General features: G+C 32.1%; 26 protein-coding genes. 12 read left to right on the forward strand and 14 right to left on the reverse strand.

What is annotated here, in order from left to right; all coding sequences use genetic code 11:
• Positions 1–177 precede the first annotated feature (177 nt).
• The gene (locus HM992_RS14050; RefSeq protein ID WP_179320118.1) at positions 178–801 is read right to left on the reverse strand and encodes a hypothetical protein; all 624 of its coding nucleotides are present in this window, start codon (positions 799–801) and stop codon (positions 178–180) included.
• A complete protein-coding gene (locus tag HM992_RS14055; protein WP_179320119.1) occupies positions 773–913 on the reverse strand; it encodes a hypothetical protein in 141 nt (46 codons plus the stop codon). The genes HM992_RS14050 and HM992_RS14055 overlap by 29 nt, the downstream gene beginning before the upstream one ends.
• A 321-nt stretch (positions 914–1,234) precedes the next feature.
• Between HM992_RS14055 and HM992_RS14060 the strand changes: the two genes are divergently transcribed.
• The 4 genes from HM992_RS14060 (at position 1,235) to HM992_RS14075 (ending at position 3,997) form a co-directional block, all read left to right on the forward strand.
• Entirely contained in the window at positions 1,235–2,098 is an 864-nt protein-coding gene (locus tag HM992_RS14060; RefSeq protein ID WP_179320120.1) for a helix-turn-helix domain-containing protein, read from the forward strand.
• A gap of 87 nt (positions 2,099–2,185) precedes the next feature.
• Complete coding sequence (locus HM992_RS14065; protein WP_179320121.1) at positions 2,186–2,386, forward strand: hypothetical protein; 201 nt, start codon at positions 2,186–2,188, stop codon at positions 2,384–2,386.
• Positions 2,387–2,396: 10 nt separating this feature from the next.
• Positions 2,397–3,257 carry an SDR family oxidoreductase gene (locus HM992_RS14070; protein WP_179320122.1) on the forward strand — a complete coding sequence of 287 codons (861 nt, stop codon included), beginning with the start codon at positions 2,397–2,399 and terminating at the stop codon, positions 3,255–3,257.
• A gap of 11 nt (positions 3,258–3,268) precedes the next feature.
• Positions 3,269–3,997: a siderophore-interacting protein gene (locus HM992_RS14075; RefSeq protein WP_179320123.1), complete on the forward strand. Its 729-nt coding sequence runs from the start codon at positions 3,269–3,271 to the stop codon at positions 3,995–3,997.
• Positions 3,998–4,114: 117 nt separating this feature from the next.
• On the opposite strand, the gene guaB is transcribed toward HM992_RS14075, so the two are convergent.
• From guaB to HM992_RS14105, 6 genes are all read right to left on the reverse strand, one after another.
• Positions 4,115–5,587: an IMP dehydrogenase gene (gene guaB / locus HM992_RS14080; RefSeq protein ID WP_179321095.1), complete on the reverse strand. Its 1,473-nt coding sequence runs from the start codon at positions 5,585–5,587 to the stop codon at positions 4,115–4,117.
• 131 nt (positions 5,588–5,718) lie between these two features.
• Positions 5,719–6,072, reverse strand: a complete 354-nt coding sequence (locus tag HM992_RS14085) for a DUF6686 family protein (RefSeq protein ID WP_179320124.1) — start codon at positions 6,070–6,072, stop codon at positions 5,719–5,721.
• Between the two features lie 12 nt (positions 6,073–6,084).
• Positions 6,085–8,277 carry a PepSY domain-containing protein gene (locus HM992_RS14090; protein ID WP_179320125.1) on the reverse strand — a complete coding sequence of 731 codons (2,193 nt, stop codon included), beginning with the start codon at positions 8,275–8,277 and terminating at the stop codon, positions 6,085–6,087.
• 11 nt (positions 8,278–8,288) lie between these two features.
• Positions 8,289–8,774, reverse strand: coding sequence for a DUF2271 domain-containing protein (locus HM992_RS14095; RefSeq protein ID WP_179320126.1), 486 nt, complete (start codon positions 8,772–8,774; stop codon positions 8,289–8,291).
• A 13-nt stretch (positions 8,775–8,787) separates the two neighbouring features.
• On the reverse strand, positions 8,788–10,275 hold the full coding sequence (locus HM992_RS14100) for an ankyrin repeat domain-containing protein (protein ID WP_179320127.1): 1,488 nt from the start codon (positions 10,273–10,275) through the stop codon (positions 8,788–8,790).
• 22 nt (positions 10,276–10,297) lie between these two features.
• Positions 10,298–11,200 (reverse strand): DUF6607 family protein, encoded by a 903-nt coding sequence (locus HM992_RS14105; protein WP_179320128.1) that lies wholly within the window; start codon positions 11,198–11,200, stop codon positions 10,298–10,300.
• Between the two features lie 101 nt (positions 11,201–11,301).
• Between HM992_RS14105 and HM992_RS14110 the strand changes: the two genes are divergently transcribed.
• Complete coding sequence (locus HM992_RS14110; RefSeq protein ID WP_179320129.1) at positions 11,302–13,446, forward strand: TonB-dependent receptor plug domain-containing protein; 2,145 nt, start codon at positions 11,302–11,304, stop codon at positions 13,444–13,446.
• Positions 13,447–13,457: 11 nt separating this feature from the next.
• Positions 13,458–14,642 (forward strand): HmuY family protein, encoded by a 1,185-nt coding sequence (locus tag HM992_RS14115; protein ID WP_179320130.1) that lies wholly within the window; start codon positions 13,458–13,460, stop codon positions 14,640–14,642.
• Positions 14,643–14,645: 3 nt separating this feature from the next.
• Here HM992_RS14115 and HM992_RS14120 read toward each other — a convergent pair whose 3' ends face one another.
• The 3 genes from HM992_RS14120 to HM992_RS14130 form a co-directional block, all read right to left on the reverse strand.
• Positions 14,646–15,509 carry a beta/alpha barrel domain-containing protein gene (locus HM992_RS14120; protein WP_179320131.1) on the reverse strand — a complete coding sequence of 288 codons (864 nt, stop codon included), beginning with the start codon at positions 15,507–15,509 and terminating at the stop codon, positions 14,646–14,648.
• 90 nt (positions 15,510–15,599) lie between these two features.
• Positions 15,600–16,355: a hypothetical protein gene (locus tag HM992_RS14125; protein WP_179320132.1), complete on the reverse strand. Its 756-nt coding sequence runs from the start codon at positions 16,353–16,355 to the stop codon at positions 15,600–15,602.
• Positions 16,356–16,359: 4 nt separating this feature from the next.
• Positions 16,360–16,977: a LysE family translocator gene (locus HM992_RS14130; protein ID WP_179320133.1), complete on the reverse strand. Its 618-nt coding sequence runs from the start codon at positions 16,975–16,977 to the stop codon at positions 16,360–16,362.
• Between the two features lie 94 nt (positions 16,978–17,071).
• Between HM992_RS14130 and HM992_RS14135 the strand changes: the two genes are divergently transcribed.
• Positions 17,072–18,001, forward strand: a complete 930-nt coding sequence (locus HM992_RS14135; RefSeq protein WP_179320134.1) for a T9SS type A sorting domain-containing protein — start codon at positions 17,072–17,074, stop codon at positions 17,999–18,001.
• Between the two features lie 6 nt (positions 18,002–18,007).
• Here HM992_RS14135 and HM992_RS14140 read toward each other — a convergent pair whose 3' ends face one another.
• On the reverse strand, positions 18,008–19,036 hold the full coding sequence (locus HM992_RS14140) for a quinone-dependent dihydroorotate dehydrogenase (RefSeq protein WP_179320135.1): 1,029 nt from the start codon (positions 19,034–19,036) through the stop codon (positions 18,008–18,010).
• 148 nt (positions 19,037–19,184) lie between these two features.
• Here HM992_RS14140 and HM992_RS14145 point away from each other — a divergent pair, with 148 nt between their 5' ends.
• The 5 genes from HM992_RS14145 (at position 19,185) to HM992_RS14165 (ending at position 23,124) form a co-directional block, all read left to right on the forward strand.
• Positions 19,185–20,015, forward strand: a complete 831-nt coding sequence (locus tag HM992_RS14145; RefSeq protein ID WP_178985613.1) for a universal stress protein — start codon at positions 19,185–19,187, stop codon at positions 20,013–20,015.
• A 20-nt stretch (positions 20,016–20,035) separates the two neighbouring features.
• Positions 20,036–21,265 (forward strand): peptidase T, encoded by a 1,230-nt coding sequence (gene pepT / locus HM992_RS14150; RefSeq protein WP_179320136.1) that lies wholly within the window; start codon positions 20,036–20,038, stop codon positions 21,263–21,265.
• Positions 21,266–21,385: 120 nt separating this feature from the next.
• Positions 21,386–21,754 carry a DUF2200 domain-containing protein gene (locus tag HM992_RS14155; protein WP_179320137.1) on the forward strand — a complete coding sequence of 123 codons (369 nt, stop codon included), beginning with the start codon at positions 21,386–21,388 and terminating at the stop codon, positions 21,752–21,754.
• A 35-nt stretch (positions 21,755–21,789) separates the two neighbouring features.
• On the forward strand, positions 21,790–22,515 hold the full coding sequence (locus HM992_RS14160; protein WP_179320138.1) for an SMI1/KNR4 family protein: 726 nt from the start codon (positions 21,790–21,792) through the stop codon (positions 22,513–22,515).
• Positions 22,516–22,524: 9 nt separating this feature from the next.
• A complete protein-coding gene (locus HM992_RS14165; protein WP_179320139.1) occupies positions 22,525–23,124 on the forward strand; it encodes a YdeI/OmpD-associated family protein in 600 nt (199 codons plus the stop codon).
• Between the two features lie 95 nt (positions 23,125–23,219).
• Here the strand turns inward: HM992_RS14165 and yajC are convergent, their stop codons facing one another.
• Together yajC and HM992_RS14175 are read right to left on the reverse strand one after the other, a co-directional pair.
• On the reverse strand, positions 23,220–23,510 hold the full coding sequence (yajC, locus tag HM992_RS14170; protein ID WP_178985617.1) for a preprotein translocase subunit YajC: 291 nt from the start codon (positions 23,508–23,510) through the stop codon (positions 23,220–23,222).
• Between the two features lie 23 nt (positions 23,511–23,533).
• Complete coding sequence (locus HM992_RS14175; protein ID WP_178985618.1) at positions 23,534–24,112, reverse strand: DUF1573 domain-containing protein; 579 nt, start codon at positions 24,110–24,112, stop codon at positions 23,534–23,536.
• Between the last annotated feature and the right edge of the window lie 166 nt (positions 24,113–24,278).

Raw genomic sequence — 24,278 nt, forward strand, 5'->3', positions numbered from 1 at the left:
TATAAAAAAACAGCATCATTTTGATGCTGTTTTTATTTTTCAACGTCTCCGTATATGAAAAGTAGCAGGTAAAATGTAATTATTTTTCAGATTGTAAACAAAGATAGCAGTTAAGAACCAAACCTTTGGTTTAGCTCTTAACTGCTATTTCTTATATATTGCTGTAGTCAGTATTTTTTATAATCCACTTCCAAAAGTGTTTATTGTGCTGTACAAAAGCCATTCTCCATCTGATTTTCGATAGATATAAGCAATCTTATGATTTGAAATATAACTATTATTTATTCTATGCAATACTAGCACTACATCTCTATTCGTATTAAAAAATGGTTTAGATATTCTGTTTGTACATTCGCAATCTTTACACCATACCATACTTTGCTGTTTACTATTAAAAACATAATCTTTACTTTCTGAAAGTTCTACATCTATTATATGGTTTACTTCTTTTGCGGTAAATAAACTATCTAAAGCTCCGTACTTTTTTTTCCAATATTTAATTGAATTTTCACTCGGAATACTATCTATATAATCTTCGCCTGTAATGCTATCAATAGCGAAAAATGTATAAAACGGTCTATTTTTAGTCCTAAAATCATAGTAATGTTTTAATTCTGATTTCATATTCGTAATATCTATACTTTTCATTGAGCATACCATTGAGTCTTTTTTATACTTAAATTTTTCTATAGATTGCTCAATAATACTGCTTACATCATCTTGTTGTGATGATATTGTCGGAAAGTAAAGTAAAAGTAAAATACAGATACTTTTAATTGCAAGTTTTTTTTCCTTTTGCATTACTAGTGTCATTAAATTTTTCATAAGCTAATAAAGTTTGTGCTTCTAATTGTTCTGTTTCTGTAAGATTATTTGCGTCTGTAAATACTTCATTGCCTTTGAGTCCTCCCAAACCCAAATTTTTGGCATAAGTTAAATCTACTCCATTTATATTTGTATAACTACAATGTGCAACAATTGCCTCGGCTAAATCATCTATAAAAATCGGTGCAAATATTATGGCTCTCTTGCATATAAGCTTCTTTAAAAGAGGTATAGTTTTTCCGTTGTTTAATGATTAGTAATTAAGTTTGTTGGTTAAGCGATATTACCTACAACTAGCTTTAAAGGTATAAATATATTGAGACTAAGAACAAAATTCCCTAATTTTCAATTCCTAATACATTCAGTATTTATTGTTATTTTTATTCAAAAATTATAAATCAAGTCATCATTGAATCATTTCCCAAATGTAGCTTTTAAAAGTAGCGAAGGAGCTACAGATATTGAATGTATTTCATTAGACGAATTATTCTCAAGAATTAAAAAAGATCCTAATCACAATCCATATCAGCCACACCGAATTTCCTTTTTTGCCTTATTGATTGTCACAGAAGGCAAAGGTGAACATCAAATCGATTTAAAGACTTACAACATCCAAAAAGGCTCTGTACTTAAAATTGCGAAAGGTCAGGTTCATGCTTTTCAAGATCATTTTCAATACGATGGGTATCTAGTGGTATTTACAGAGGATTTTATTTTAAAATATTTCTCAAAATCTTCGGTCGAATTTATTTCGCATTTATACAACTATCATATCTCAGATCCATTAGTTGAAAACAGCACTTTAACCGACTTTTTTTTAGCACGGATAACTGAAGAAATTCAAAGCAAATACACTTACGCCCAAAAGGAAATAATTGCTAAAATATTAGAGCTATTTTTATTAAAATTAGAGCGTGAAGCTCATAAAGTCTCAGATGAAACGTTCAATAAAACACACCAAAGTGTTTTTATCAATTTCAAGAATTTGGTAGAAGAACATTATATAAAAACACGGAACGTCAAAGATTACGCTCAACTACTAAATATATCTACAAAACATCTCAACACCATAGTTAGAGCAACCACATTAAATACAGCAAAGCATTTTATTGACAACTACGTCATCTTAGAAATTAAGCGTGTAATCTTTAGTAGTACTATAAGTCTTAAAGAAGTCGCTTATCAAAATGGTTTTGATGAAGTCACTAATTTCACCAAGTTTTTCAAAAAACATACAGGTCTCTCGCCTAAGAAATTTAAATCTACACTTTAGATTTAGGTTTCATATTTACCATTTTTAACAGATCATTTACCTTTTGCCACTTTAGTACTTTTCAGAACTTTGTAATAAATAAATATTATGAGCGACATTGCAAAATGCCCTACATGTGGCAGTTATTCTAAAATAAAAGAAAAAGAAGGAGAAACCACCTATCAAGCAGTACAAGATGAAGAGGCTTTAAAAAATGTTGGCCAAATGAAGAAAGCGCTTGAAAAGTTTAAAACAAAAGTAGAACAACTTGAAAAAGAGTTAGAGGCTTTAAAATCGAAACATTCATAAAACATTAATTATGAAAATTGCAGTAACATCAGCAAGCGGACATTTAGGATCTGCCATTGTAAAAGCGCTTTTAAAAGCCACTAAAAAAGAAAATGTTATAGCCATAGCAAGAACCACAGAAAAAGCAGAACACTTAGGCGTAGAAGTCAGAAAAGGAGATTACAACAGTCGTGAAGATTTCAATGCCGCTTTAAAAGGAGTAGACACTGTATTATTAGTTTCTGGTATGGATGATCCAAAGAAAAGAATACAACAACACCGAAATGTCATTGAAGCAGCCAAACAAAACGGCGTTCAAAAAATAGTCTATACGAGTATTGTGGGTGCTGAAGAAAACAATGCTTTTAGTCCTGTGGTGCAAAGTAATCGTCAAACGGAAGAAGACATCCGTAATTCCGGTTTACATTGGGTTATTGGTAGAAATGGTATTTATATTGAACCCGATTTAGAATATTTAGATACCTATATAAAAGAAGGTGAGATAAGAAATTCTGCAGATCAAGGAAAATGTACTTATACGAGTCGTGAAGAATTGGGATTTGCCTATGCTAAAATGTTATTAGAAGAAAAACATAATGGTAACATCTATAATTTAGTAGGTGAAGCGATTACGCAAAAGCAACTTGCAGACTTTATTAATCAGGTTTACGACACAAAATTAGTTTATAATGCTGTTTCTGTAGAAGCTTATAAAGCGGATAGAATAGCAGAACTAGGTGATTTTCTAGGTACAATCATAGCCGGAATTTACGAAGGCATTAAAAATGGTGCCAATGATGTGCCTTCTGATTATGAAAAAGCTACTGGTAGAGCACATAAACCGGCATTAAAACTAATAGAAACTTACCATCAAAAACACGTTCAAAACTAAATTTAAGACCATTGAGCATTTTAGAAAATATATTAAAAACGGTAGTCTTAGAGGAAGCTACTATTATAGAAAAGGTTACACTTTCTAAGAGCGCTTTTAGAATTCGTCTTCAAGGAGACAGCATTCGTAAAGCAACGTTTACACCTGGTGCGTTCTTAAGAATGGCTGTAGGTATTGGCAAAGAAGAACTGTCAATGAAAGACAAAATAAGAAGCTATAGCATTTGGGATATTGATAAAGAAAAAGGCACATTAGATTTAGCAATTGCTACTCATAGTAATGGTGTAGGCTCGCAATGGACAAAAGATTGTAAAGAAGGCGATATCGTTCATTACAAATGGAAGAAAGGTAATTTTACTGCAGATGATTCAGCCGATAGCTATATTATGATAGGAGACCTTTCTGCCCTTTCTCATTTATACATGATTAACCGAAATATTGGCAAGGATAAGCAAATAGTTAGTGTCATCTATAATTCTGATAAAAGCGATTTCTTTTCTGATATTGATGGACGCTTTCCTTTTAACTTTTATGAATTACCTGAATTTCCATACCATGAAATCATTGTTCAATTAAAAGAAATTATTCCTACTTTAAAGGGCAAAATGATAGCTTATATTGCTGGCGATAGCAGAACATGTATCGCTTTAAATCATTTTTTCAGGAAAGAATTGCATTGGGACACCAAACGAATAAAAACAAAACCTTTCTGGAACCCTGAAAAAAAAGGACTAGAATAATTTCTGATAAAAAGAAATTTAAAACAACCCCTAGATTATTATAGTAACAAAAAAACAGCATCTTAAAAGATGCTGTTTTTGTTTTTTATATAGATTTCTGCTTTCGCAGGAATTTAGTTATCTTGAATAATTAGGCGACTCATTAGTAATCGTTACATCATGAGGGTGACTTTCATTAATCCCTGAACTTGTGATTTTCACAAAGCGTCCCGTTTCTTTCAACGTCTCGATATCTTTAGCACCACAATACCCCATTCCTGCTCTAAGGCCTCCAATAAATTGATGAATACTTTCAACCAATTCACCTTTATATGGCACACGACCAACAATTCCCTCAGGTACTAATTTTTTAATATCATCTTCAACATCTTGAAAATAACGATCCTTACTTCCTTGTTTCATGGCTTCAACAGAACCCATCCCTCTGTAAGATTTGAATTTTCTTCCTTCGTAGATAATCGTATCACCAGGACTTTCTTTTGTTCCTGCTAAAAGCGAACCTAGCATTACCGTATCTGCACCAGCTGCAATCGCTTTAGGAATATCACCTGTATAACGAATACCTCCATCTGCAATGACAGGAACACCAGAACCTTTAATCGCTGCAGCAACTTCTAACACCGCCGAAAACTGAGGAAAACCAACACCTGCCACTACTCTAGTTGTACATATTGAACCTGGTCCAATTCCTACTTTTACAGCATCTGCTCCAGCTTCTACTAAATATTTAGCAGCAGCACCTGTTGCTATATTTCCAACAATAACATCGAGCTTTGGGAATTTCTTTTTTATGTCTTTCAATACCATCACCACACCTTTAGTGTGTCCATGAGCCGTATCTATAATTACAGCATCTACACCTGCAGCTACCAAAGCTGAAGCGCGTTCTACAGCATCTGCTGTAACACCAATAGCTGCAGCAACTCTTAATCTACCAAAAGAATCTTTATTCGCATTTGGTTTTTGAGTGACTTTAGTAATATCTCTAAAAGTAATAAGTCCTTTTAGATTAAAATTATCATCAACAATCAATAATTTTTCAATCTTGTTTTGTTGTAAGATTTGTTCTGCATCTTTTAAAGACGTACCAACAGCAGCAGTTACCAAATTTTCTTTGGTCATTACTTCAATAATTGGTTTTGTTCCTTCGTGTTCAAAACGTAAATCTCTATTAGTAACAATTCCTTTTAATTTTCCTTCTTCATCTACAATAGGAATTCCTCCAATGCTATGTTCTGCCATATTTGATTTTGCATCAAAAACAGTTGCCGTCATTGGTAAGGTAACAGGATCTATAATCATTCCGCTTTCTGCACGTTTTACACGCCTTACCTTATCGGCTTGCTGTGCAATAGTCATGTTTTTATGTAACACTCCTATTCCACCTTCTTGCGCCATGGCAATCGCCATTTTACTTTCCGTAACCGTATCCATTGCTGCTGAAATAACAGGAATGTTAATGGTAATGTTTCGTGTGAATTTTGTTTTGATACTAACTTCTCTAGGAAGTATTTCTGAGAATGCTGGAACTAAGAGTACGTCATCGTAAGTAAGACCTTCTCCAACAATTTTATTTTCGTGTGCTGTCATGGCAATTAAGATATAATTGCGCACAAAGGTAAGGATTTAATATCAACCAAGTACGCTTATATGAGGTTTTGAAGATTATTTTATTGTTAAGCACAAATTCTCTTGTAGTTAGCATGAAAATTGACACCTTATTAGTTCAAAATAAAAGTATAATCAATATCAATTAAGGTTATTTCATTTTCATAAACATTACCTCTAAGACAAAAAAGTGCTTTAAGTTCTAGTATTTCTTGCTTATTAAACATTAAAACCAAATTCTCTTGAATAGATGGAATAGGAATTTTTCGTTTCACTTTTGCATCAGCATACATCTCTTCCCAATAATCTTCTTCTATCGCTAATAAATAAGTTTTAAATCGATGGTATTGTTCTTCTGTGAATTCAAAGTAGATATTATTAAACTCTAAATGATAAATATTACAGCCTTTACATATAGACAATTCACCATTACTAACTTTTGATAAAACTTTTATATTATGACACATAAGTTCTCTTTTTTAATAACAATCCATTTTAATTTGCCCGTTACTTTCAAACGCACTTAATGGTTTGTTGAGTTGTTCTGTGGTAATATTATTTAAGACTTCTAAAACACGACTCTGCATGGCTATAGCCCCACAAATCATGACTACTCCATTTTGCTGAAAATGTTTTGCAATAAATTCTTCATTTTGAAGTAAAAGATCTTGGACGTAAATTTTCTCTGCTTGTTCTTGAGAAAATGCTGTTTGCAATTGGTATAGTTTATCTTGCTTTTTTGCTTCTTCTAATAAACCAGCATACAACTCTAAAGATGTCTTGGTTCGTCCTCCCCAAAACAAGTGTATATTTTTCTGTTTTTTATTGTCGTGAATCATCCCAAGAAATGGTGCAATACCAGTTCCGTTGGCTATTAAAATGACATCTTTTGTTTTAGTAGGTAAATGAAATTCTTTATTTTCACTTATCGTTGCTGTAATAGTATCAGCGGTATTTAGTGTGCTGAAATAGGTAGAACACAGTCCTTTGTCATGTTTTTTAATACTCAAAAGAATATCTCCTTCTACTTTGGCAATTGAATATTCTCTGGCAGCTTCATCTTCATTAGGCTTAAATGCTAGTAAATCACCCGACTGAAATTTAATCTTCTTTAATGGCCTTAACTGCAACAAGAAAGTATCATCTATATTTAACTCCGTTCGTTTTACCACTTTAAACGTCCGTGTATATTTTGAATTTAATTTTTCTGTCGGTTGTGTGATAATTAGATTTTGATTAGAAACGGTATTCCATTTTAAAATCCAATTTTTAAAGGCTTCAAAAGATTGATTATTGATTTTTATTAATTCTAATTTTCGATTAAAATTTGAATGTGCATTTAGTAAATTATCTACTTCTTCTGCGTATTTGCAATATTCAGGATATAATAAAGAACCAAAACCTACTACTGAATAATTTAGCTTAGAATTTTCAATTGTTCCCAATAACTTTTCAAATTTAGTCGCATTAATTGGTGCATCTCCTTCTCCGTAAGTTGCTGTAAAAATGATGAGTTCTTTTGCTTTATGATATGTTGTATATTGATTTAATTCGGTGATATAAGCTTTCTTTCCTCCCGCTAATAAAGCTTTGTGAAATAAGGTTGCAAAACGAAATGTACTTCCTGTTTCTGAACCTACTAGAACAATATATTCTGCGTCTTCTTTTTTAAATTTATTCTTAATTTTCACTTTCGATTTCTGACGTTTTAAAGTCATAGCAAAACCAGAATAAATAAAGAATAACAAGACAACACCAACCAATGCTAAAACAATAGACCATAAAATAGTGCCTTGGCCTGTATGCAGAAACAAACTCCATTGCGATAACATATGAACCAAAGGATACGTTTGTTCGCTTACAATTTCGCCAGAAAACTGATTGACTAAAAGTTCTCTATCTTTTAATGTGATAAAAAAGTAATCTTCTACATCATCAGAAAAAGGAAATTCTAAATTTTTAACTTCAGAAATTAGTGTAGACTTAAAAACTTCGAAATCTGAAAATGGTATTTTATCAATATCCTCAGATACATCTTTAGGGTAAGTATGCGTAATATTTGATTCTGGTAAAAGGGAAAACTTTTCTAATGATAAATAAACACCTGTTAAGGCTACAATGATCACAGGAATTAGAAACCAACGTCCTAATTCTACATGATAATATTGTTCAAAATTCTCGTTAACTATTTTAGAGAAAAACCGACGAATTCCGCCTTGTCTTTTGGCTATTAATACCAAACCTGTAATAGCCATTAAGATTAAAAAGAAGGATACCAAACCTACAATAAAACGTCCTGTAGATTTTAGAAATAAAGAACGGTGTAAATTAGTGGTAAACTTAAAAAGTGTTGATTTTTCAATAAGCTCACCTAACTTCTCCCCTGTTTCTGGGTTGATGTAAAAGGTTTCACTATCACCTTCCTTTGTAATAACCGACGCTATGACAAAATCATTTTCATCCGTTGAGATGGTAATAATTTCGTCATAACTATTAGTTAAACTTTCTATCGTTGTGGCTAAAGTTGTGTCCTCATTAATTTGATAAGATTCCAACTGATTAGAAATAGGCTCGAAAGCCAAAATAGTACCAGTTACGGAAGCTAAAACAATAAAAAGAGAAGACACCAAAGCCAACATAAGGTGACTAAATCTCCAAATAGAAAGGGTCATTTGCATTGCTTTTATTGAGGCATCATACGTATGTAACGGATAAATCCTTTGCCTTCAACTTTAGATTTCACACTTTCAGAAGTTAACTCTAATTCGACATCACTTTCGTAATATTCTTGATCTTCAACTGCAGATTCAAAACGAAGTTTATAACCTTTGTCTAATTTGTCGTCATCTATTTCAATGACATTTATTGTACGCTGACCTCCACTTACCGTTGCTCCTGTAATAGCATCGATATCGTTTCGCTTTTTACCGTAAAAATCCCACCAAGACTCAATGGTATTATACCATTCGTCATCATCTCCAATAACATTAAGGGTTTCTACATATTCACCTTCTGGGTTTAATAATGAAATTACAATATAGGCGCCTTCACCTGTATAATTCGTCATTTGAATCATACATTTATACTTTGAAGATTCAGATAAGGTATTAAAAGATACCAAGCCAAAAGCCATAGTAAAGACTAAAATTATAAGTTTTATATTCTTCATATTTAAAATTATATTACTTTAAAAATTCAACTGAAACGTTATTCTTAGCTAACAACTCGTTCTCTTTAGCTAAGTCGTAAGCAGATTCTTCGAAATCTGTTACAATATCTTTCTTAGCACCATTTTTTAATAGAAATTTTAAAACACTGTCATCTTTAGCTTTTAGAGCCGCTAAATGCAATGCTGTATTGCCTTCATTATTTTTAGCATTGATATCTTGTTTCATCTCTAATGCTATTTTTAACAACTCCAAACTATTTTTTTCGGCAGCTAAATGAAACCATGTGTTTCCATTTTTTTGAGTAGTAGTTAAATCTACTTTACTCTTATTCAAAAACTCTTTTTTACTGTAAAATTGCTTTTTGTTTCTTTCTGAATAAGAATCAATAAGGTAGTAGCCTAAATTATTTCCGTCTGCATCTAACAAATTTGTTTTAGCTTTATTTGCAATTAAGAATGCCACAACATCTACATCGTTGCCAGCCACAGCCAAACTTAAAGCCGTTTGCCCTTTTCTATTAGTATCGTTTATATCTTTTAAACCTGAAGCCAATACCTTTACAACTTCTAAATTATTACCTGAAGCGGCATTAATAAAAGGTGTATTTCCTTTGTGATCTTTTTGGTTAACATCTAATCCTTTTTCAAGTAAATACTTAATTATTTTTACATCCTTACTTCTTGACGCTAAGATATGTAATGGTGATACTCCTTCTTTATTTGTTGTATTTGGATTTAAACCAATACTTTCTAAATACTCATAAACCTCTATTCCATTAGATGATCTTCTTGCACCATTAGCTGCAAAAATAAAAGCCTGATCTGTACCTATTAATCCTTTTTTAACAAGAGATTTTAAAGCTTCTAAATGACCGGTTTTCGTCGTATAATTAAATATTCCGTCTCCATTTTTATCAACACTTTTAATATTTAATCCTTTAGATTGAAAATAAGATACAAGCTTAAAATCTTTATCGCTTGGTGCTGCTAATAGTAAAGCATTTGCACCATCTGGTGTTAAATCTGTTTTTAAGTTTAATCCTTTCTGTAAAATAAGGTCATAAACCTTAGTGTTTTGTTGCCCTGCTGAAGCTGCAAAATTAATGATAGAGTTTCCTTTATCATCAGTAATATCTGTTTTAGCTCCTGTTTTCAAAAGGTAATTAACTAATTCATCGTTACCTTGATATGCTGCCCAAAAAATGTATGTTCTACCATCGTGAGTTAGTTTGTTTACATCATTACCTTTTTGAGCTAAAAGAAATTTAATGGTTTCTAATGGCGTGTCTTGTAACGTTGCAAAAACAACAGCATCAAAACTAGCTCCGTTTGATTCTGAAGGATTATTCCCTTCTTTTATCTTTGCTTTAACCGTTTCTACACTTGGTTTTGTTCCCCAATAATCACGATTTAAAAAGATGTTTTCATTCTTCTTCTGGGCAAAAGCAGGTAATGCCAATATGACAAGAAGTAATACTACTACGGTCTTAATTGTTTTCATATATAAATGTTTGTTTTTAATCTTATTTTACAAAAGATTCAATAATACTATTAATTTCTTTTTCTGCAGTGATTTCATCATCTAATAAGTATTTAAATAACACTTTATTATCCACTTTTTCTTCTAATGTTAGGTCTTTATCTCTTCCATATACATCATCCCATTTAGATCTCACCAATTTCCATTTTCTTTCTTGTGTTTTCCACCAATCTATTGAAGCCTGACATCTGCTTTCATCAACTCTTTTATAGGTGTTATAGCCTTTTTCTTTAGCCAAAATTACATCTTCAGAACCTGCTACACGTACTACTTTTTCATTGTCTTGGTCATGTACCCAGCCAAAGTTAGTAATTTCATGGCGGTTACCTCTTAAAGTGATGTTGTAATCGCTACGTTTTGTGTATTCACGTCTTGGTAATGGTGCTGTTGTCGTATTTTCCCAATAGTTTTTTCCATCTACATGAACCCAAGTTCCAGAACCTTCGTAACGTGGACTGTCATCGACCTGAAATACTTTCTGTGTCCATTGTCCTTTTACATCATCCTTAGATTTTTTTTCATATCTCCAATTATTATCACCATTGTACATATAGAAGTCTTGGTTTTGAAACAACCAATCTTGTCTCCAATGTTTAATAATCATCGGATCATCTGGTCTTCCTACTTGTAGTAAGTGTTGAATAGAAATTTTATTATCCTCATCTTCAATAGCCAATGCATATTCTAACCCTTTATCTACCTTAGTTTCAGAAGGTCTATAAAGAGAATCATTACTGTAATTAAAAGTCTCTGTAAAATTAAACGTGACTTCAAAACAACCGCACATTTCTTTAATGGCTTCTTTGTCTTGTGTTTTCTTCTCTTGAGCATTAACACTTAAAGAGAATGCAAGAATAATAGATAATACTGGAACGAATTTCTTCATCTTTTAGATTTTATTATTGAGTTTGAAAAAAATTGAAAAAAACTATTCTTATTTAGAATGAATTAAAATAAGATTCTATATTTGCGACAAATTTATATAGAATGAGTCTAATTAAAAATAAAAATCTAATTTATTTTTTGCTTTTTTTAAGTTCCATCTTAGGAGCTCAAGGAAAAGAAAAGGACAGTATTACAACTGAAAAATTAAAGGAAGTCGTTGTCGTTGGCGAAAGTAACGTCATGTCTGTAAGTAAAAAGCTATTTACAGTAAGCACTATTAAGAGGGCTGATATTGATAACGTGGCAGGCTCTAATTTAGCAGACATCTTATTTAACAGCTTAAATATTACGGTAAACCCAGATGCTTCTTCTGGTCGCTCAACAGTTAGCTTATTTGGTCTCGATGGACAATATGTAAAAATTCTAATCGATGGCATTCCTATAGTAAGCGATAATGGTCTAGGAAATAATATAGATATCTCTCAAATAAATATTGATGATATTGAACGTGTAGAAATCGTAGAAGGTTCTATGGGAGTATTATATGGAGATAATGCTGTTGCTGGTGTAATAAATATAATAACGAAACGAGGTTTAAAAGAAGAAGGTTGGCAATTACAAGTGTCCTTACAAGAGGAAACTGTAGGAAATGAATTTGAATTTTTTGATGAAGGCAGACATATTCAAAATTTTAGAGCTACGAATCAAGTCAATGAAAAATTATCATACTCCTTTGGTGTATCTCGAAATGATTTTGCAGGTTATTATAATGGATATAAAGGTCAAAATTATGTGAATATTCAAGATAACATTGTTGTAAATGATAGTTTACGTGGTACAGAATGGAATCCTAAAGAACAAATTACAGCATCTGCAAATGCTAATTTAGACTTAGGTAAACACAATGTATTTTATAAATTACAATACTTTAATGAGGATTTAGACATATATAATCATAATGTAAACGGAAGATATCAAAACGGAACCCTTAACCCAACAGCATTAGATGAGAATTACAAAACAGATAGATGGGTAAATAATATAAATGTTTCAGGTCCTTTAAAAGGGGCAACTAAATATAATTTTTCGTTGTCGTATCAAAATCAAAAACGAAACTATAAAGAATTTGTTTACAACATATTTGAACAACAAACACAATCTGTAGAAACGGATGCGTTAAGCCAATCTAGTGAGGTTTGGTACTCTAAAGCTTTTGTAAATAACATTGTATCACAATCCCGTTTTTTTGATTTACAATTGGGTTATGAGTTTACGAATCAATCTGGTTTTGATGCTAATGCTTCTGGCGCTTATTCTAATAATGTGGTAGAAAATACCATCACTAACTACGAAGTATTTGGTATAGCTGAATTTCAACCTTCTAAAAAACTAGCCATAAATCCAGGGGCGAGATTTACGCATAGTTCTCAATTTGATAATCATTTAATATGGTCTTTATCTTCTAATTATAACTTTTCAGAAAAATTAAAATTAAAAGCTGTAGTAGGCTCAGCCTATAGGGCACCTAATTTTGAAGAACTTTTCTTCTATTTTGTAGATGCGAATCACAACGTACAAGGAAACGAAGATTTACAACCTGAAGATGGAGTTTCTGTTTTTGTTAATTTAAAAGACAACTTCAAAATTACTAAAGAAGGGTATTTAAATACCAACTTCAACTTTTTTCATATCTATTTAAAAGACGCTATTTCTAGTATTACCACTGAAGATAATGATGGAAGAACATTATTTACACAAGATAACATAGATTATAGCTCAAGATTAGGGTTTACCTTAGATAATAGTTTTATCTACAAAAACTGGAATGTTGGTCTTGGAGGTACTTATCTCGGAGTTAAAAATGACATCCAAGAATATGAATATAATGACTCTGATTATTTGTGGAGTTTTAATCTTCAAACGTCTTTGGCTTACCAACTACCAAACTGGAATACTACTGTTTCTGCCCAATTGAAATACACAGGTGAAACCGAAGGTCTTTTTAGTGACAGTGATGGTAATACTTTTACTGGCGTAACAGAATCTTTTACTTGGTTAAACGCTTCCATCCGAACTAAAATCACACCTCATATCGAGGCCACACTTGGAGCTAGAAACATATTTGATGTTGTAAATATAAACTCTACTACTTCTGCTGGAAGTCATACGGGTTCAACATCAACATCGCGACTTATCGGTAACGGCCGATCCTATTTTTTAAAACTATTATATAACTTAAATTTTTAACACTAACTATTATGACAAACAAATTTTTAACATTAATATTATTTATAGGTGCTGCTCTTTTTATAGGTTGCAGCAGTGATGATAATGGAACTATAACACCAGTTACACCTCCTTCTACAGGTGGAATTATAGACCCTGAAGTTGGAGGGTTTAATCAGGCTAATCGCGTGTACGTCGATTTAAGTACTGGTACTCAAATTTCATCTCGTCGCGACTCTTGGGAAATAGCTGTATATAACGGTTCTCAAAATAGAGTATATCTTAACAGCACCTTATTAGTTTCTGCAGTAGAACTAGAAGGTATTACAGATATCACTACAGTTACAGAAACAACAACGTTAACATCTCCTGTAACTTTAAACGCGCTAGACCAAACTTTTACGTCAACCACAGTGACGGTTTCTACAGTTGCTGAGTTAATGCAAGGACTACCTGTGGGTTATTATCAATACGGAGATTTAGATGCTGGTATTTCTTTTACCGATAGTAAAGAAGGTGAATTAGCCGGTACTGCATTTGATGAAATTTCTACTACGGATAGTGATAATAACGTATACATTGTAAATTTAGGTAACACCATTCCTACTGAAAATAATGGTACTATAAACACCACGGGAGACTCTAGGGGTTTTATGAAAGTTAGAGTTTTAACAACTGGAAATAGTTACACTATTCAATATGCACAACTAAGCAACACTACTGATTATTCTGAAATCACTGTAACAAAAGATAACAGCTACAACATTACCGCGGTAAGTTTAACGGATGGGCAAATTGTTAGTGTAGAACCAGAAGCTGATCATTGGGATATTGATTTTGGTGGTGTCTTTTCTTATTACGGTTTGCAAGGAACTATAGCTGCAGGATTAACATACTCCGATTATACATTACACAATACACTTAGTGGTGTTGGTTTATATCAAATAACTATTGAAGATGATGCAACTCCAAACTATACTAATTTTACCTTAACAGATATAAATGAAGCTAATTTCATATATAACGATCGTGCTGTAGTTGGTAGCGGTTGGAGAAGTGTAGATTATATGACAGGTGAAACATCCGTAAGAGAAGATCGTTACTACGTTGTAAAAGACACTGATGATAACTATTATAAGTTAAGATTTACGGCAGTTGAAAGTGAAACAGGCGAAAGAGGTTACCCTCAATTTCAATATGAATTGCTAGAAGATTAAACCTTAATGATACACTGAAAATATCTTAGTCGCTTCATTATAAGCACTCTCAAAGCTCATGGCATTTAAGTCATGAGCTTTTTTTTGTGTGAAATAGGAGAACATTTTTTCAGTAGGCATATTACCTGTTAGGTCGTCCGTAGCCATTGGACAACCTCCAAAACCTTGAATAGCACCATCAAAACGTCGGCAACCGGCTTTATAAGCGGCGTCAATTTTTTCGAACCAAGATGTTGGTGTGGTATGTAAATGTGCACCAAATTCTATATTTAAATATTCGGGAATTAAATTTGAAAATAAATAGTTAATATTCTCTGGATCTGAACTTCCAATAGTATCACTTAATGATAAAATTTTAACTCCCATTTTAGATAAACGTTCTGTCCACTCACCAACAATATCCACATTCCACGGATCTCCATACGGATTACCAAAGCCCATAGAAATGTAAACCACAACTTGCTTACTGCTTTTGTCTGCGACTTCTAAAATTTCAGACAATGTAACCACAGATTGAGCTATTGTTTTATGTGTATTACGCATCTGAAAGTTTTCAGAAATTGAAAATGGAAATCCTAAATAATCAATTTCAGAATGCACCGAAGCATCAACTGCTCCTCGTGTATTTGCTATAATTGCGAGCAATTTACTTTCAGTTTTACTTAGGTCTAATTGCGCTAGAACTTCAGCGGTATCAACCATTTGCGGAATCGCTTTAGCTGACACAAAACTACCAAAATCAATAGTATCAAAACCTACACGTAGCAATGACTGAATGTATTGCACCTTCTTTTCTGTAGGAATAAAATCCTTGATGCCTTGCATAGCATCTCTAGGACACTCTATTATTTTAACGGCTTTATTCATTGGTTCAAATATACATTAATTGAAACTGAAATTGAATTCGAAATTGAATTTATCAATATGGATATGAGGTTTAGTTTCTGCCGTTTTTTTTTATAAATTGACTAGTACTTCCCCTAAAAAACCAAACCACATTGCAAAACCTAAAATTCCACCAATTAATCCAGATAGTATAAACGTAAATCGATATTTAATAGGAATGATTTTGAAAATAACATAACAAGAAATTAGAAGTCCAATCAACAAGGTAATCGTTGGAATAATCCACTCATTATAACCCATATATCTTGATATTCTATATTCATCTGCATGAAAATTTGATTCAGAATTAAATAATGAATAATAAGAGACTTGAACAAAATTGAACACTTCACGAAGTGAAAATAATGACATAACAACAGCTAACCAATCCACAACTTTAAATTGTTCTTTCCATTTTTTTCGTCTTAAAAATAAAATTAATAAGCCTATAAAACTTGTAAGTAACGTTTGAACAGGACCTCCTATAGTTATTAATAACTCATGTAACTTATAGGTTTCATTATGAGGATATCGTTCCATCACTATTTTTTCTAAAGCTTCTAACTTTAGTTTTACGTCTTCTGGCCATTCTTCGTAATCAATATTTATATATGGTTCTGAAATTTCCTTAATTTCCTGTACATCTTCATCTTGTGAAAAATCTTGAGAGTAACTCATACTTCCATAGCTTAGGGTTGTTTCATAACCTAAATATTTAGCAACAGCAATATGACCAATCTCATGTGTTAGCGTTCCTATTACCGTAAATAGAATAAAGCAAAAGAAAATGATGAAAGAAAACCTAGGAAGAAACTTGAATCTTACCATGCTATTAAATTAAAATAAATACCGCAATCCCAACAAATACCACAATCTGAAGCCATTTTAATACTAATCCAGAATTTTTATGTTTTAATGTGTAGGTTTTAATTTGACCTGCTAACAAGGCAATTGATGAAAAAATCACAAAAGACACCAACATAAAAATACCTCCCAAAATATAAAACTGAATCACGGTACTCATAGAATCGCTAAACAAAAACCCAGGAAAAAAAGCTAAAAAGAAAATAGTCACTTTGGGATTAAGCACATTCATAAAAAAACCTTGTACGAATAATTGCTTCAGGCTTTTTTTGGGTGCAATATTGGAATCTAAATCTAGCTGACTAGCAGACTTAAAAACTTTATATGCTAAATACAATAAGTAAATTGATCCTAAAAGTTTAATACCAAAGAATAAGTTTTCATTGGCTGCTATTATCGCAGAAACACCAAACGCAAGTAATGTGGTATGAATAATACAACCTGTAATTAATCCGCAAACTGTAGCTAAACCATAAGATTTTCCGTTCGAAATACTTTGTACTAAAACATAAATATTATCTGGTCCTGGCGAAATGGCTAATGCAGATGTCGCTAATGCGAATGATATGAGAATATCGTAATTCAATATCTAAATTTTTTCGAAAGTAAGTTAAAACAAAAAAATATGTTAGTTTTATGAATAAAATCGAACTAAACTTCAAGACACTTAAAAATTTGTTATGAAAAAAACTACACTCGCATTTCTTTCCTTTTTTATAATTATTTTTTCAAATAGTTTTAATGCTCAGTCTTTTGCAAGTTACGATATTGAATTTACGAGTACGTGGAATTCTAATGATCATGGTCCCTTACCGAGTAATGCACACTGGTCTGATTTAGTAGGCACTAATCATAACAGCAGTGTTACATTTATAGATATAGGTGGTTCAGCTTCGCCTGGTATTAAAGATGTTGCTGAGTTAGGAGATAATGTTATTTTTAATACAGAAGTGCAAACGGCAATAAATGCTGGTGATGCAGAACAATGGCTTTCTGTATCTTTTGATGATTATGCAGCCATATCATCTGCCAGCTTAGTGGACGTCGTTATGTCCATAGAGTATCCTTTGCTAACATTAACGTCTATGATTGCCCCAAGTCCAGATTGGATGATTGCTGTGAGTAATCTTAATTTATGGGATACCAATACAAACAATTGGAAAGAGACATTTACAATTGATTTATATCCTTATGATGCTGGAACAAAGGAAGGATATAATTATTCTGGAGACAATATAGCTACAGAGCCTAGTGGTGTTATTACCAATGTGGCAGGTGTAGAAGGCTACCCTTTTAATTCGGAAAAAATAGGAACTTTAACTATAACACTAATCGCTATCTCATTAAGTACGGATGATTTTAATAAAAATGAAGTGATTCAATTATTCCCTAATCCAAATAATACTGCTAAAGTGAATATCACCAATTCGAGTTTACTAAATACAGTTGTCTTTTATGATATCTTAGGAAAAAAAGTTAAGCAAATTGATAACTCCGATACCAAAGACAATCTTACTGTAGATATTTCAGATTTAAATAAAGGAGTTTACATTGTACGATTAGAAAATACTTCAGGAAATACAAGCAACAAAAGGCTTATAATTAATTAGAATAATTTAATTTAACAAGGCCTTATTAATCTGCTTGATTAATGCAGGCCCTTCATAAATAAAACCTGTATACACCTGAACCAAATCTGCTCCTGCTTCTAATTTTTCTAAAGCATCTTTTGCGGAATGTATACCACCTACTCCAATAATCGGAAATGCTTTATTGCTTTTATCTGCTAAATATTTTATGACTTTTGTCGATTTCGTTTTAATTGGTTGTCCGCTCAAACCACCATTTCCAATTTCCGTTAATCTGGCATCAGTTGCTTTTAAGCCTGTTCTATCAATAGAGGTGTTACTAGCAATAACACCATCGAGATTTGTTTCAGCAATTAATTCTATGATTTCATCTAATTGCACGTCGTTTAAATCTGGCGCAATTTTTAAAAGAATTGGTCTTTGTTTTTCAAAAGTTTTATTCGCTTTCTGTACCGTAGAGATTAATTCTAACAAATAATCTTTGTCATTTAGTTTTGCATGACTTCCCACATTTGGACAGCTCACATTAAGAACAAAATAGTCCACATACGGATGCAAAGCATTAAAACATTCAAGATAATCCTTGGTGTAATTTTCAGGAAGTGTTTGGGTATTTTTCCCAATATTTCCGCCAATAATCAGTTGTCCTTTATTTTTCTTCAGTTGTGAAATTGCAGCTTGTAAGCCTTCATTATTAAAACCCATGCGGTTAATAATGCCTTGGTCATCCTTCAATCTAAATAATCGCTTTTTAGGATTTCCTTCTTGAGCTATTGGTGTCACCGTCCCTATTTCAATAAAGCCAAATCCAAAGTTGGCCAATTCGTTATATAACACGGCATTTTTATCAAAACCTGCTGCTAAACCCACTGGATTTTTAAACTTTAATCCAAACAACTCACGTTCTAAACGTTTGTCTTCAATAACATAAAGCGATTTAAAAAGGCTTTTAACTCCGGGAAATTTAGATAAATTCCGAATTAAAGAAAAGGTAAAATAATGTACTTTTTCAGGATCAAAAAGAAATAAAATGGGTCTGACTAAAGCTTTGTACATGAAAACGGTTTTACATTGCAAAAATAAGGAACTCTAATTTAAATTAAACCATGCTATAAGCCATTAATTTTAGTAGAAACTGTTATATATCATTATTTATGCTTAAGAATTTTACTAACTTTGAATCACTAATCAAAAATAAAATATCATGAAAAAAATTATAGTCCCTGTCGATTTTTCTAAACATTCTGAATATGCTTTAGAAACAGCCGCTGCATTAGCAAAACAACATGACTCTGAGTTAATTGTTATGCATATGTTAGAGATGTCTGAATCTATTTTCTCAGCTTCTAGTAGTGAAAGAGGTCAAGAAAATGCATTTATGCTCATGGTTGCCAACAAAAAATTTGAAACATTTTTAGATCAACCGTACCTTGAAGGATTGGAAGTAAATCCAATGGTTAAATATCATAAAGTATTAAAAGAAGTTGCAGAAGTTGCAACTGAGGTAAGTGCTGACCTAATTGTTATGGGCTCTAGAGGACATAGCGATCACGATGGGGTTTTTACAGGTTCTAACACTGAGAAAGTAGTGCGTTATAGTAACACACCCGTTTTAGTAGTGAAGTCTAAGCCAAAAACTTCTAATTTTGAGCACATTGTATTAGCTACTGATTTTGCTGGCGATAGTGTTCCTTCTGTAAAAAAGGCTTTAAAAATTTTAGCTGAATTAGGAAATAAAACAACCTTGTTACATATCAATTCTCCAAACTTATCATTTTTAAGTACGGATGAAATTGATGAAAGAATTGAAACCTTTTTACAGCTTGCAAAATTAAATGAAACCGATGTTAATATTGCTCGTATTTCAGATCATTCTGTTGAAGATGGTATAATAAGTTTCGCAAAAAGAAATAAATCAGATGCGTTATCTATGATTACCCATGGAAGAAAAGGCTTAAACCATTATTTCTCTGGTAGTATTTCTGAAGATGTGGTTAACCATTCTAAACTTCCAGTTATAACTTTTAAACTATAATTTTTCAAACAAATAATTTTATGCAGCATATAATAGATCGTTTTATAAGTTACGTTATAATTGATACGGAATCAGATCAAGAATCGCAAAGCACACCGAGCACCAAAAAACAATGGGACTTGGCTAATAAATTAGTTGAAGAACTTAAAGCGATAGGTCTAAGTGATGTAACTATAGATGAGAATGCATATATCATGGCAACCTTACCGAGTAATGTATCTCATAATGTTCCTGTTATAGGATTCGTATCACATTTTGATACGTCACCAGATTTTACCGGTGCTCATGTGAAACCTCAAATTGTTAACGATTATGATGGAAAAGACATTGTTCTAAATGCTGAAGAGAATATTATTCTGTCACCAGATTATTTTGAAGATTTATTACTTTATAAAGGTCAGACCTTAATAACAACTGATGGCACGACCCTTTTAGGAGCCGATGATAAAGCTGGTATTACAGAAATTGTAACAGCCATGGAATACCTAATTAATCATCCTGAAATTAAGCATGGAACAATACGAATTGGATTCACGCCAGATGAAGAAATTGGAAGAGGAGCACATAAATTTGATGTTGAAAAATTTGGTGCCGATTGGGCTTACACCATGGATGGTAGTCAAGTTGGTGAGTTAGAATATGAAAATTTTAATGCTGCGGGAGCTAAGATTAAAGTAAAAGGTAAAATTGTTCATCCTGGTTATGCCAAAGGAAAAATGATAAATTCAATGTATTATGCTTCTGAATTTATTAATATTTTACCACGATTAGAAACACCAGAATGTACTGAAGGTTACGAAGGATTTTTCCATTTGCATAATATAGAAGGTGATGTTGAAGAAACGACATTGCAATATATTATTAGAGATCATGACAAGGACAAATTTGAAGCTCGAAAAGCGCTATTAGAAAAGGTTGTTTTAGATTTAAACACCAAATATCAACGTGAAGTTTTTCAGATTGAAATAAAAGATCAGTACTTCAACATGAAAGAAAAAGTGGAACCTGTAATGCATATTGTAGATATTGCAGAAAAAGCCATGAAAGAAGTTGGAATTACTCCATTAATTAAAGCAATACGTGGTGGAACTGATGGTTCTCAACTCTCTTATATGGGGTTACCTTGCCCAAACATTTTTGCAGGTGGTCATAATTTTCATGGACGCTATGAGTATGTGCCCGTAGAAAGTATGCAAAAAGCTGTAGAGGTTATTTGTAAGATTGCAGAGTTAACGGCTCAACAGAAATAGTCTTTATCTCTGTTAACCTTTTTAGTAAGCAGTAAACTATATATTTTAGTTTACTGCTTATTTTTTTATTCTTAAATTTAAGAATTAAAAGTCTTTAGCTTTAATTACAATACATCCATTATGACTACAACACCAGAACATGATGAACGCATTATCAAAATGACATTTGCATCTGTTTATCCTCATTATATTACTAAAGTAGAAAAGAAAGGTAGAACAAAAGCAGAATTACACCAAGTCATTACTTGGTTAACCGGTTTTGATGATGCAAAACTTCAGTTACTCATTGCAGATAAAGTTACTTTCGAAACCTTTTTTAAAAAAGCGAAATTACATCCTAGTGCACATCTCATTAAAGGTGTAATTTGTGGCTACAGAATTGAAAATATTGAAACTAAATTAACACGAGAAGTACGATATTTAGATAAATTGGTTGATGAATTAGCAAAAGGACGGAAGATGGAAAAGATTTTACGTAGCATCAAATAATAGGAAATACTGACACTAAATATCAGCGTCTAATCATGAAAAATATAGAAATCATTAAAAAACTAAAGTCATCAGCTTTTACAGATGAAGATGGAGAGAACTACACTTTAGATTTTAAACCTGGATTAACAACAGAAGATATTGAAAAATTAAAGCTCTTATTTCCCAATAACACAATTGACAATGAACTCATTGAAATTTTAAAAGAGACGCGTGGCTGGGAAGATTATGGTTTAGATGACATTGATTTTTCATCAATAGGGCAATTTGGATTTACTGAGTTATGCCCTCATTCTGTGACTCTCGGACATGATGGATTTGGTAATCATTGGGTTTTAGATATTTCAAATGATGGATCACTTGGACATGTTTACTATGCTTGTCATGATCCTGCTGTTTTTATAAGATACGCTGATGATTTAAATGGGTTTTTAAGTAGTTTATTAGAATTCCACGAGTCGCCAGCACAGAATTACCTGAATGACATTCATGATAACATCGTCTATGACATTTGGGAAAATAATGGTCTGTTCGTTGATAAAATCGATTTTGAAAAGGCTAATACATCTTATTTCTCATTTTTAAACCAATTGGAAGATAATGATTGGGTTATAGCAGATTTAAGAAATGCTAAAAATAAAACAGGATTTGCATGGGGAAAGTTTGGACCAAATAGTGATATAAAACGCCATCCAAAAGAGTTAATTTGGGGGATTAAAAAAAGTAAAAAAGGATTCTTTAAACGCCTTTTTGGAAACTGATTAATTCAAATGAAAAAAGTAACCTCAGTAGAAGAATACCTTGAAGTTAATCATCATTTCTCTGATGCACTTAGTGTTTTGAGACGTATCATTAATTCCACAGAATTAGTAGAAACCATTAAGTGGAGTATGCCAACATATGTCCTAAATGGTAAAAATGTTTTAGGTATTGCAGCGTTTAAAAATCATTTTTGCATTTGGTTTCATCAAGGTGTATTTTTAAAAGATGAGCAACACTTGCTTCACAATGCTCAAGAGGAAAAAACAAAAGCCATGCGACAAATGCGTTTTGAAATTAACGCAGATATCAACAAAGAAGCTGTTTTATTATACGTAAAAGAAGCGATAGACAATAAACGATTAGGACGCGAACTAAAGCCACAACGAGATACAAAAGTTGTGATAATTCCTGTTGAATTAAAAGAAGTTTTAAAAACTGATGACGGTCTAAAATTATCTTTTAAATCACTTACTGTGGCTAAACAACGCGACTATTGTAAGTACATTGCAGATGCCAAAAGAGAAACTACAAAACAAGCACGCTTAGATAAAATTAAATCTATGATTAACAGTGGCATTGGGTTACATGATAAATACAGAAACTGTTAGTGGATGGTTGTTTGCTGATATTTTAATAGTTTTAAACAAAAAAAAGACTGTTCAAATACATGAACAGTCTTTTATAATTTATAATACTAACCGGCTTATTTTACAACAGCTGGAGCATTTAATTTATTACTCATTTCCATAGAAATTGCAGAGCGGTCAAATTTAATTTTACCTGCTAATGTTTCAATAATACAACTATTATCTTTATCCATTAATTCTACAACTTTTCCGTGCATACCACTTTTAGTAATAACACGAGTACCACGAGTTAACTCGCTGGCAAACTTTTTTTCTTGTTTAGCACGTTTCATCTGTGGCGCAATCATAAAGAAATACATCACTGCGAAAATTGCGATAAACGGTAAAAATGATCCTATTGCGTCCATTTAGTATATATCAGTAATAATTATTAATCGTGGTTATGTCCTTCGTGACCTGGTTGAGTAGAATACTTTCTTGGTGCAGCAGCGGCTCCATTATCTGTAGCTAAAGGATTAATGTTAGCAGTACCAGCTGGTTTTACAGCTTGTTTAGCAGCAGCATTTGGATCAGCCTCAATATAAGCAGTAATCTTAACTGGTAATTGTCCTTTTTCAGTATTAGTTATCATTGTTAAAGACTTCGTTGTTTTACCGTTACCTTTTCCGTTAAACTTTACCGTAAATTCACCTGTTTCACCTGGCTGAACTTCTTTAGTATAGTTTGTAGGTACTGTACATCCACAAGTACTTTTGATATCACTAACTACTAACATAGAATTTCCTGTATTTGTATACTTGAATATTGTTTCAACAGGAGTTCCATTAGCGATGGTACCAAAATCATGCTCTGTTTTATCTAAAGTTAAAACCGCAAAATCACCAGCATTTGCATCTCTATCAGCTGCTGCTGCGATATTTTCAGTTTTAATTTTACTTGCAGCATCGTCTTTACAAGATGTAAAAGCCACCATACATAATGCACTAAGTCCTAAAATTACTTTTTTCATTACCTTATTTTTTTTATTAAAATTTATAATCGATTCGCGAAGTTAATAATTATTTCAACGAATTAAAATTTTTACGTACTTCTTAACAAATATTTGTAAGAAATAGCTTTCAAAACAATTTTGGTTTAAATAATTAACTTTAAATAAGAAACAATTTTAACATCTA

This window comes from Winogradskyella helgolandensis (genome assembly GCF_013404085.1).
In the GTDB taxonomy this organism is placed as follows: domain Bacteria; phylum Bacteroidota; class Bacteroidia; order Flavobacteriales; family Flavobacteriaceae; genus Winogradskyella; species Winogradskyella helgolandensis.

Excerpts from the sequence above, each read along its gene's own strand:
- HM992_RS14085 (WP_179320124.1), bottom strand. The coding sequence starts at position 6,072 with ATGTGTCATAATATAAAAGTTTTATCAAAAGTTAGTAATGGTGAATTG.
- HM992_RS14175 (WP_178985618.1), bottom strand. The coding sequence starts at position 24,112 with ATGAAAAAAGTAATTTTAGGACTTAGTGCATTATGTATGGTGGCTTTT.
- HM992_RS14070 (WP_179320122.1), top strand. The coding sequence starts at position 2,397 with ATGAAAATTGCAGTAACATCAGCAAGCGGACATTTAGGATCTGCCATT.
- HM992_RS14120 (WP_179320131.1), bottom strand. The coding sequence starts at position 15,509 with ATGAATAAAGCCGTTAAAATAATAGAGTGTCCTAGAGATGCTATGCAA.
- HM992_RS14155 (WP_179320137.1), top strand. The coding sequence starts at position 21,386 with ATGACTACAACACCAGAACATGATGAACGCATTATCAAAATGACATTT.
- HM992_RS14105 (WP_179320128.1), bottom strand. The coding sequence starts at position 11,200 with ATGAAGAAATTCGTTCCAGTATTATCTATTATTCTTGCATTCTCTTTA.
- HM992_RS14145 (WP_178985613.1), top strand. The coding sequence starts at position 19,185 with ATGAAAAAAATTATAGTCCCTGTCGATTTTTCTAAACATTCTGAATAT.
- HM992_RS14110 (WP_179320129.1), top strand. The coding sequence starts at position 11,302 with ATGAGTCTAATTAAAAATAAAAATCTAATTTATTTTTTGCTTTTTTTA.
- HM992_RS14125 (WP_179320132.1), bottom strand. The coding sequence starts at position 16,355 with ATGGTAAGATTCAAGTTTCTTCCTAGGTTTTCTTTCATCATTTTCTTT.
- HM992_RS14100 (WP_179320127.1), bottom strand. The coding sequence starts at position 10,275 with ATGAAAACAATTAAGACCGTAGTAGTATTACTTCTTGTCATATTGGCA.
- HM992_RS14090 (WP_179320125.1), bottom strand. The coding sequence starts at position 8,277 with ATGACCCTTTCTATTTGGAGATTTAGTCACCTTATGTTGGCTTTGGTG.
- pepT (WP_179320136.1), top strand. The coding sequence starts at position 20,036 with ATGCAGCATATAATAGATCGTTTTATAAGTTACGTTATAATTGATACG.
- yajC (WP_178985617.1), bottom strand. The coding sequence starts at position 23,510 with ATGGACGCAATAGGATCATTTTTACCGTTTATCGCAATTTTCGCAGTG.
- HM992_RS14160 (WP_179320138.1), top strand. The coding sequence starts at position 21,790 with ATGAAAAATATAGAAATCATTAAAAAACTAAAGTCATCAGCTTTTACA.
- HM992_RS14135 (WP_179320134.1), top strand. The coding sequence starts at position 17,072 with ATGAAAAAAACTACACTCGCATTTCTTTCCTTTTTTATAATTATTTTT.
- HM992_RS14165 (WP_179320139.1), top strand. The coding sequence starts at position 22,525 with ATGAAAAAAGTAACCTCAGTAGAAGAATACCTTGAAGTTAATCATCAT.
- HM992_RS14115 (WP_179320130.1), top strand. The coding sequence starts at position 13,458 with ATGACAAACAAATTTTTAACATTAATATTATTTATAGGTGCTGCTCTT.
- HM992_RS14140 (WP_179320135.1), bottom strand. The coding sequence starts at position 19,036 with ATGTACAAAGCTTTAGTCAGACCCATTTTATTTCTTTTTGATCCTGAA.
- HM992_RS14065 (WP_179320121.1), top strand. The coding sequence starts at position 2,186 with ATGAGCGACATTGCAAAATGCCCTACATGTGGCAGTTATTCTAAAATA.
- HM992_RS14050 (WP_179320118.1), bottom strand. The coding sequence starts at position 801 with ATGCAAAAGGAAAAAAAACTTGCAATTAAAAGTATCTGTATTTTACTT.
- guaB (WP_179321095.1), bottom strand. The coding sequence starts at position 5,587 with ATGACAGCACACGAAAATAAAATTGTTGGAGAAGGTCTTACTTACGAT.
- HM992_RS14095 (WP_179320126.1), bottom strand. The coding sequence starts at position 8,774 with ATGAAGAATATAAAACTTATAATTTTAGTCTTTACTATGGCTTTTGGC.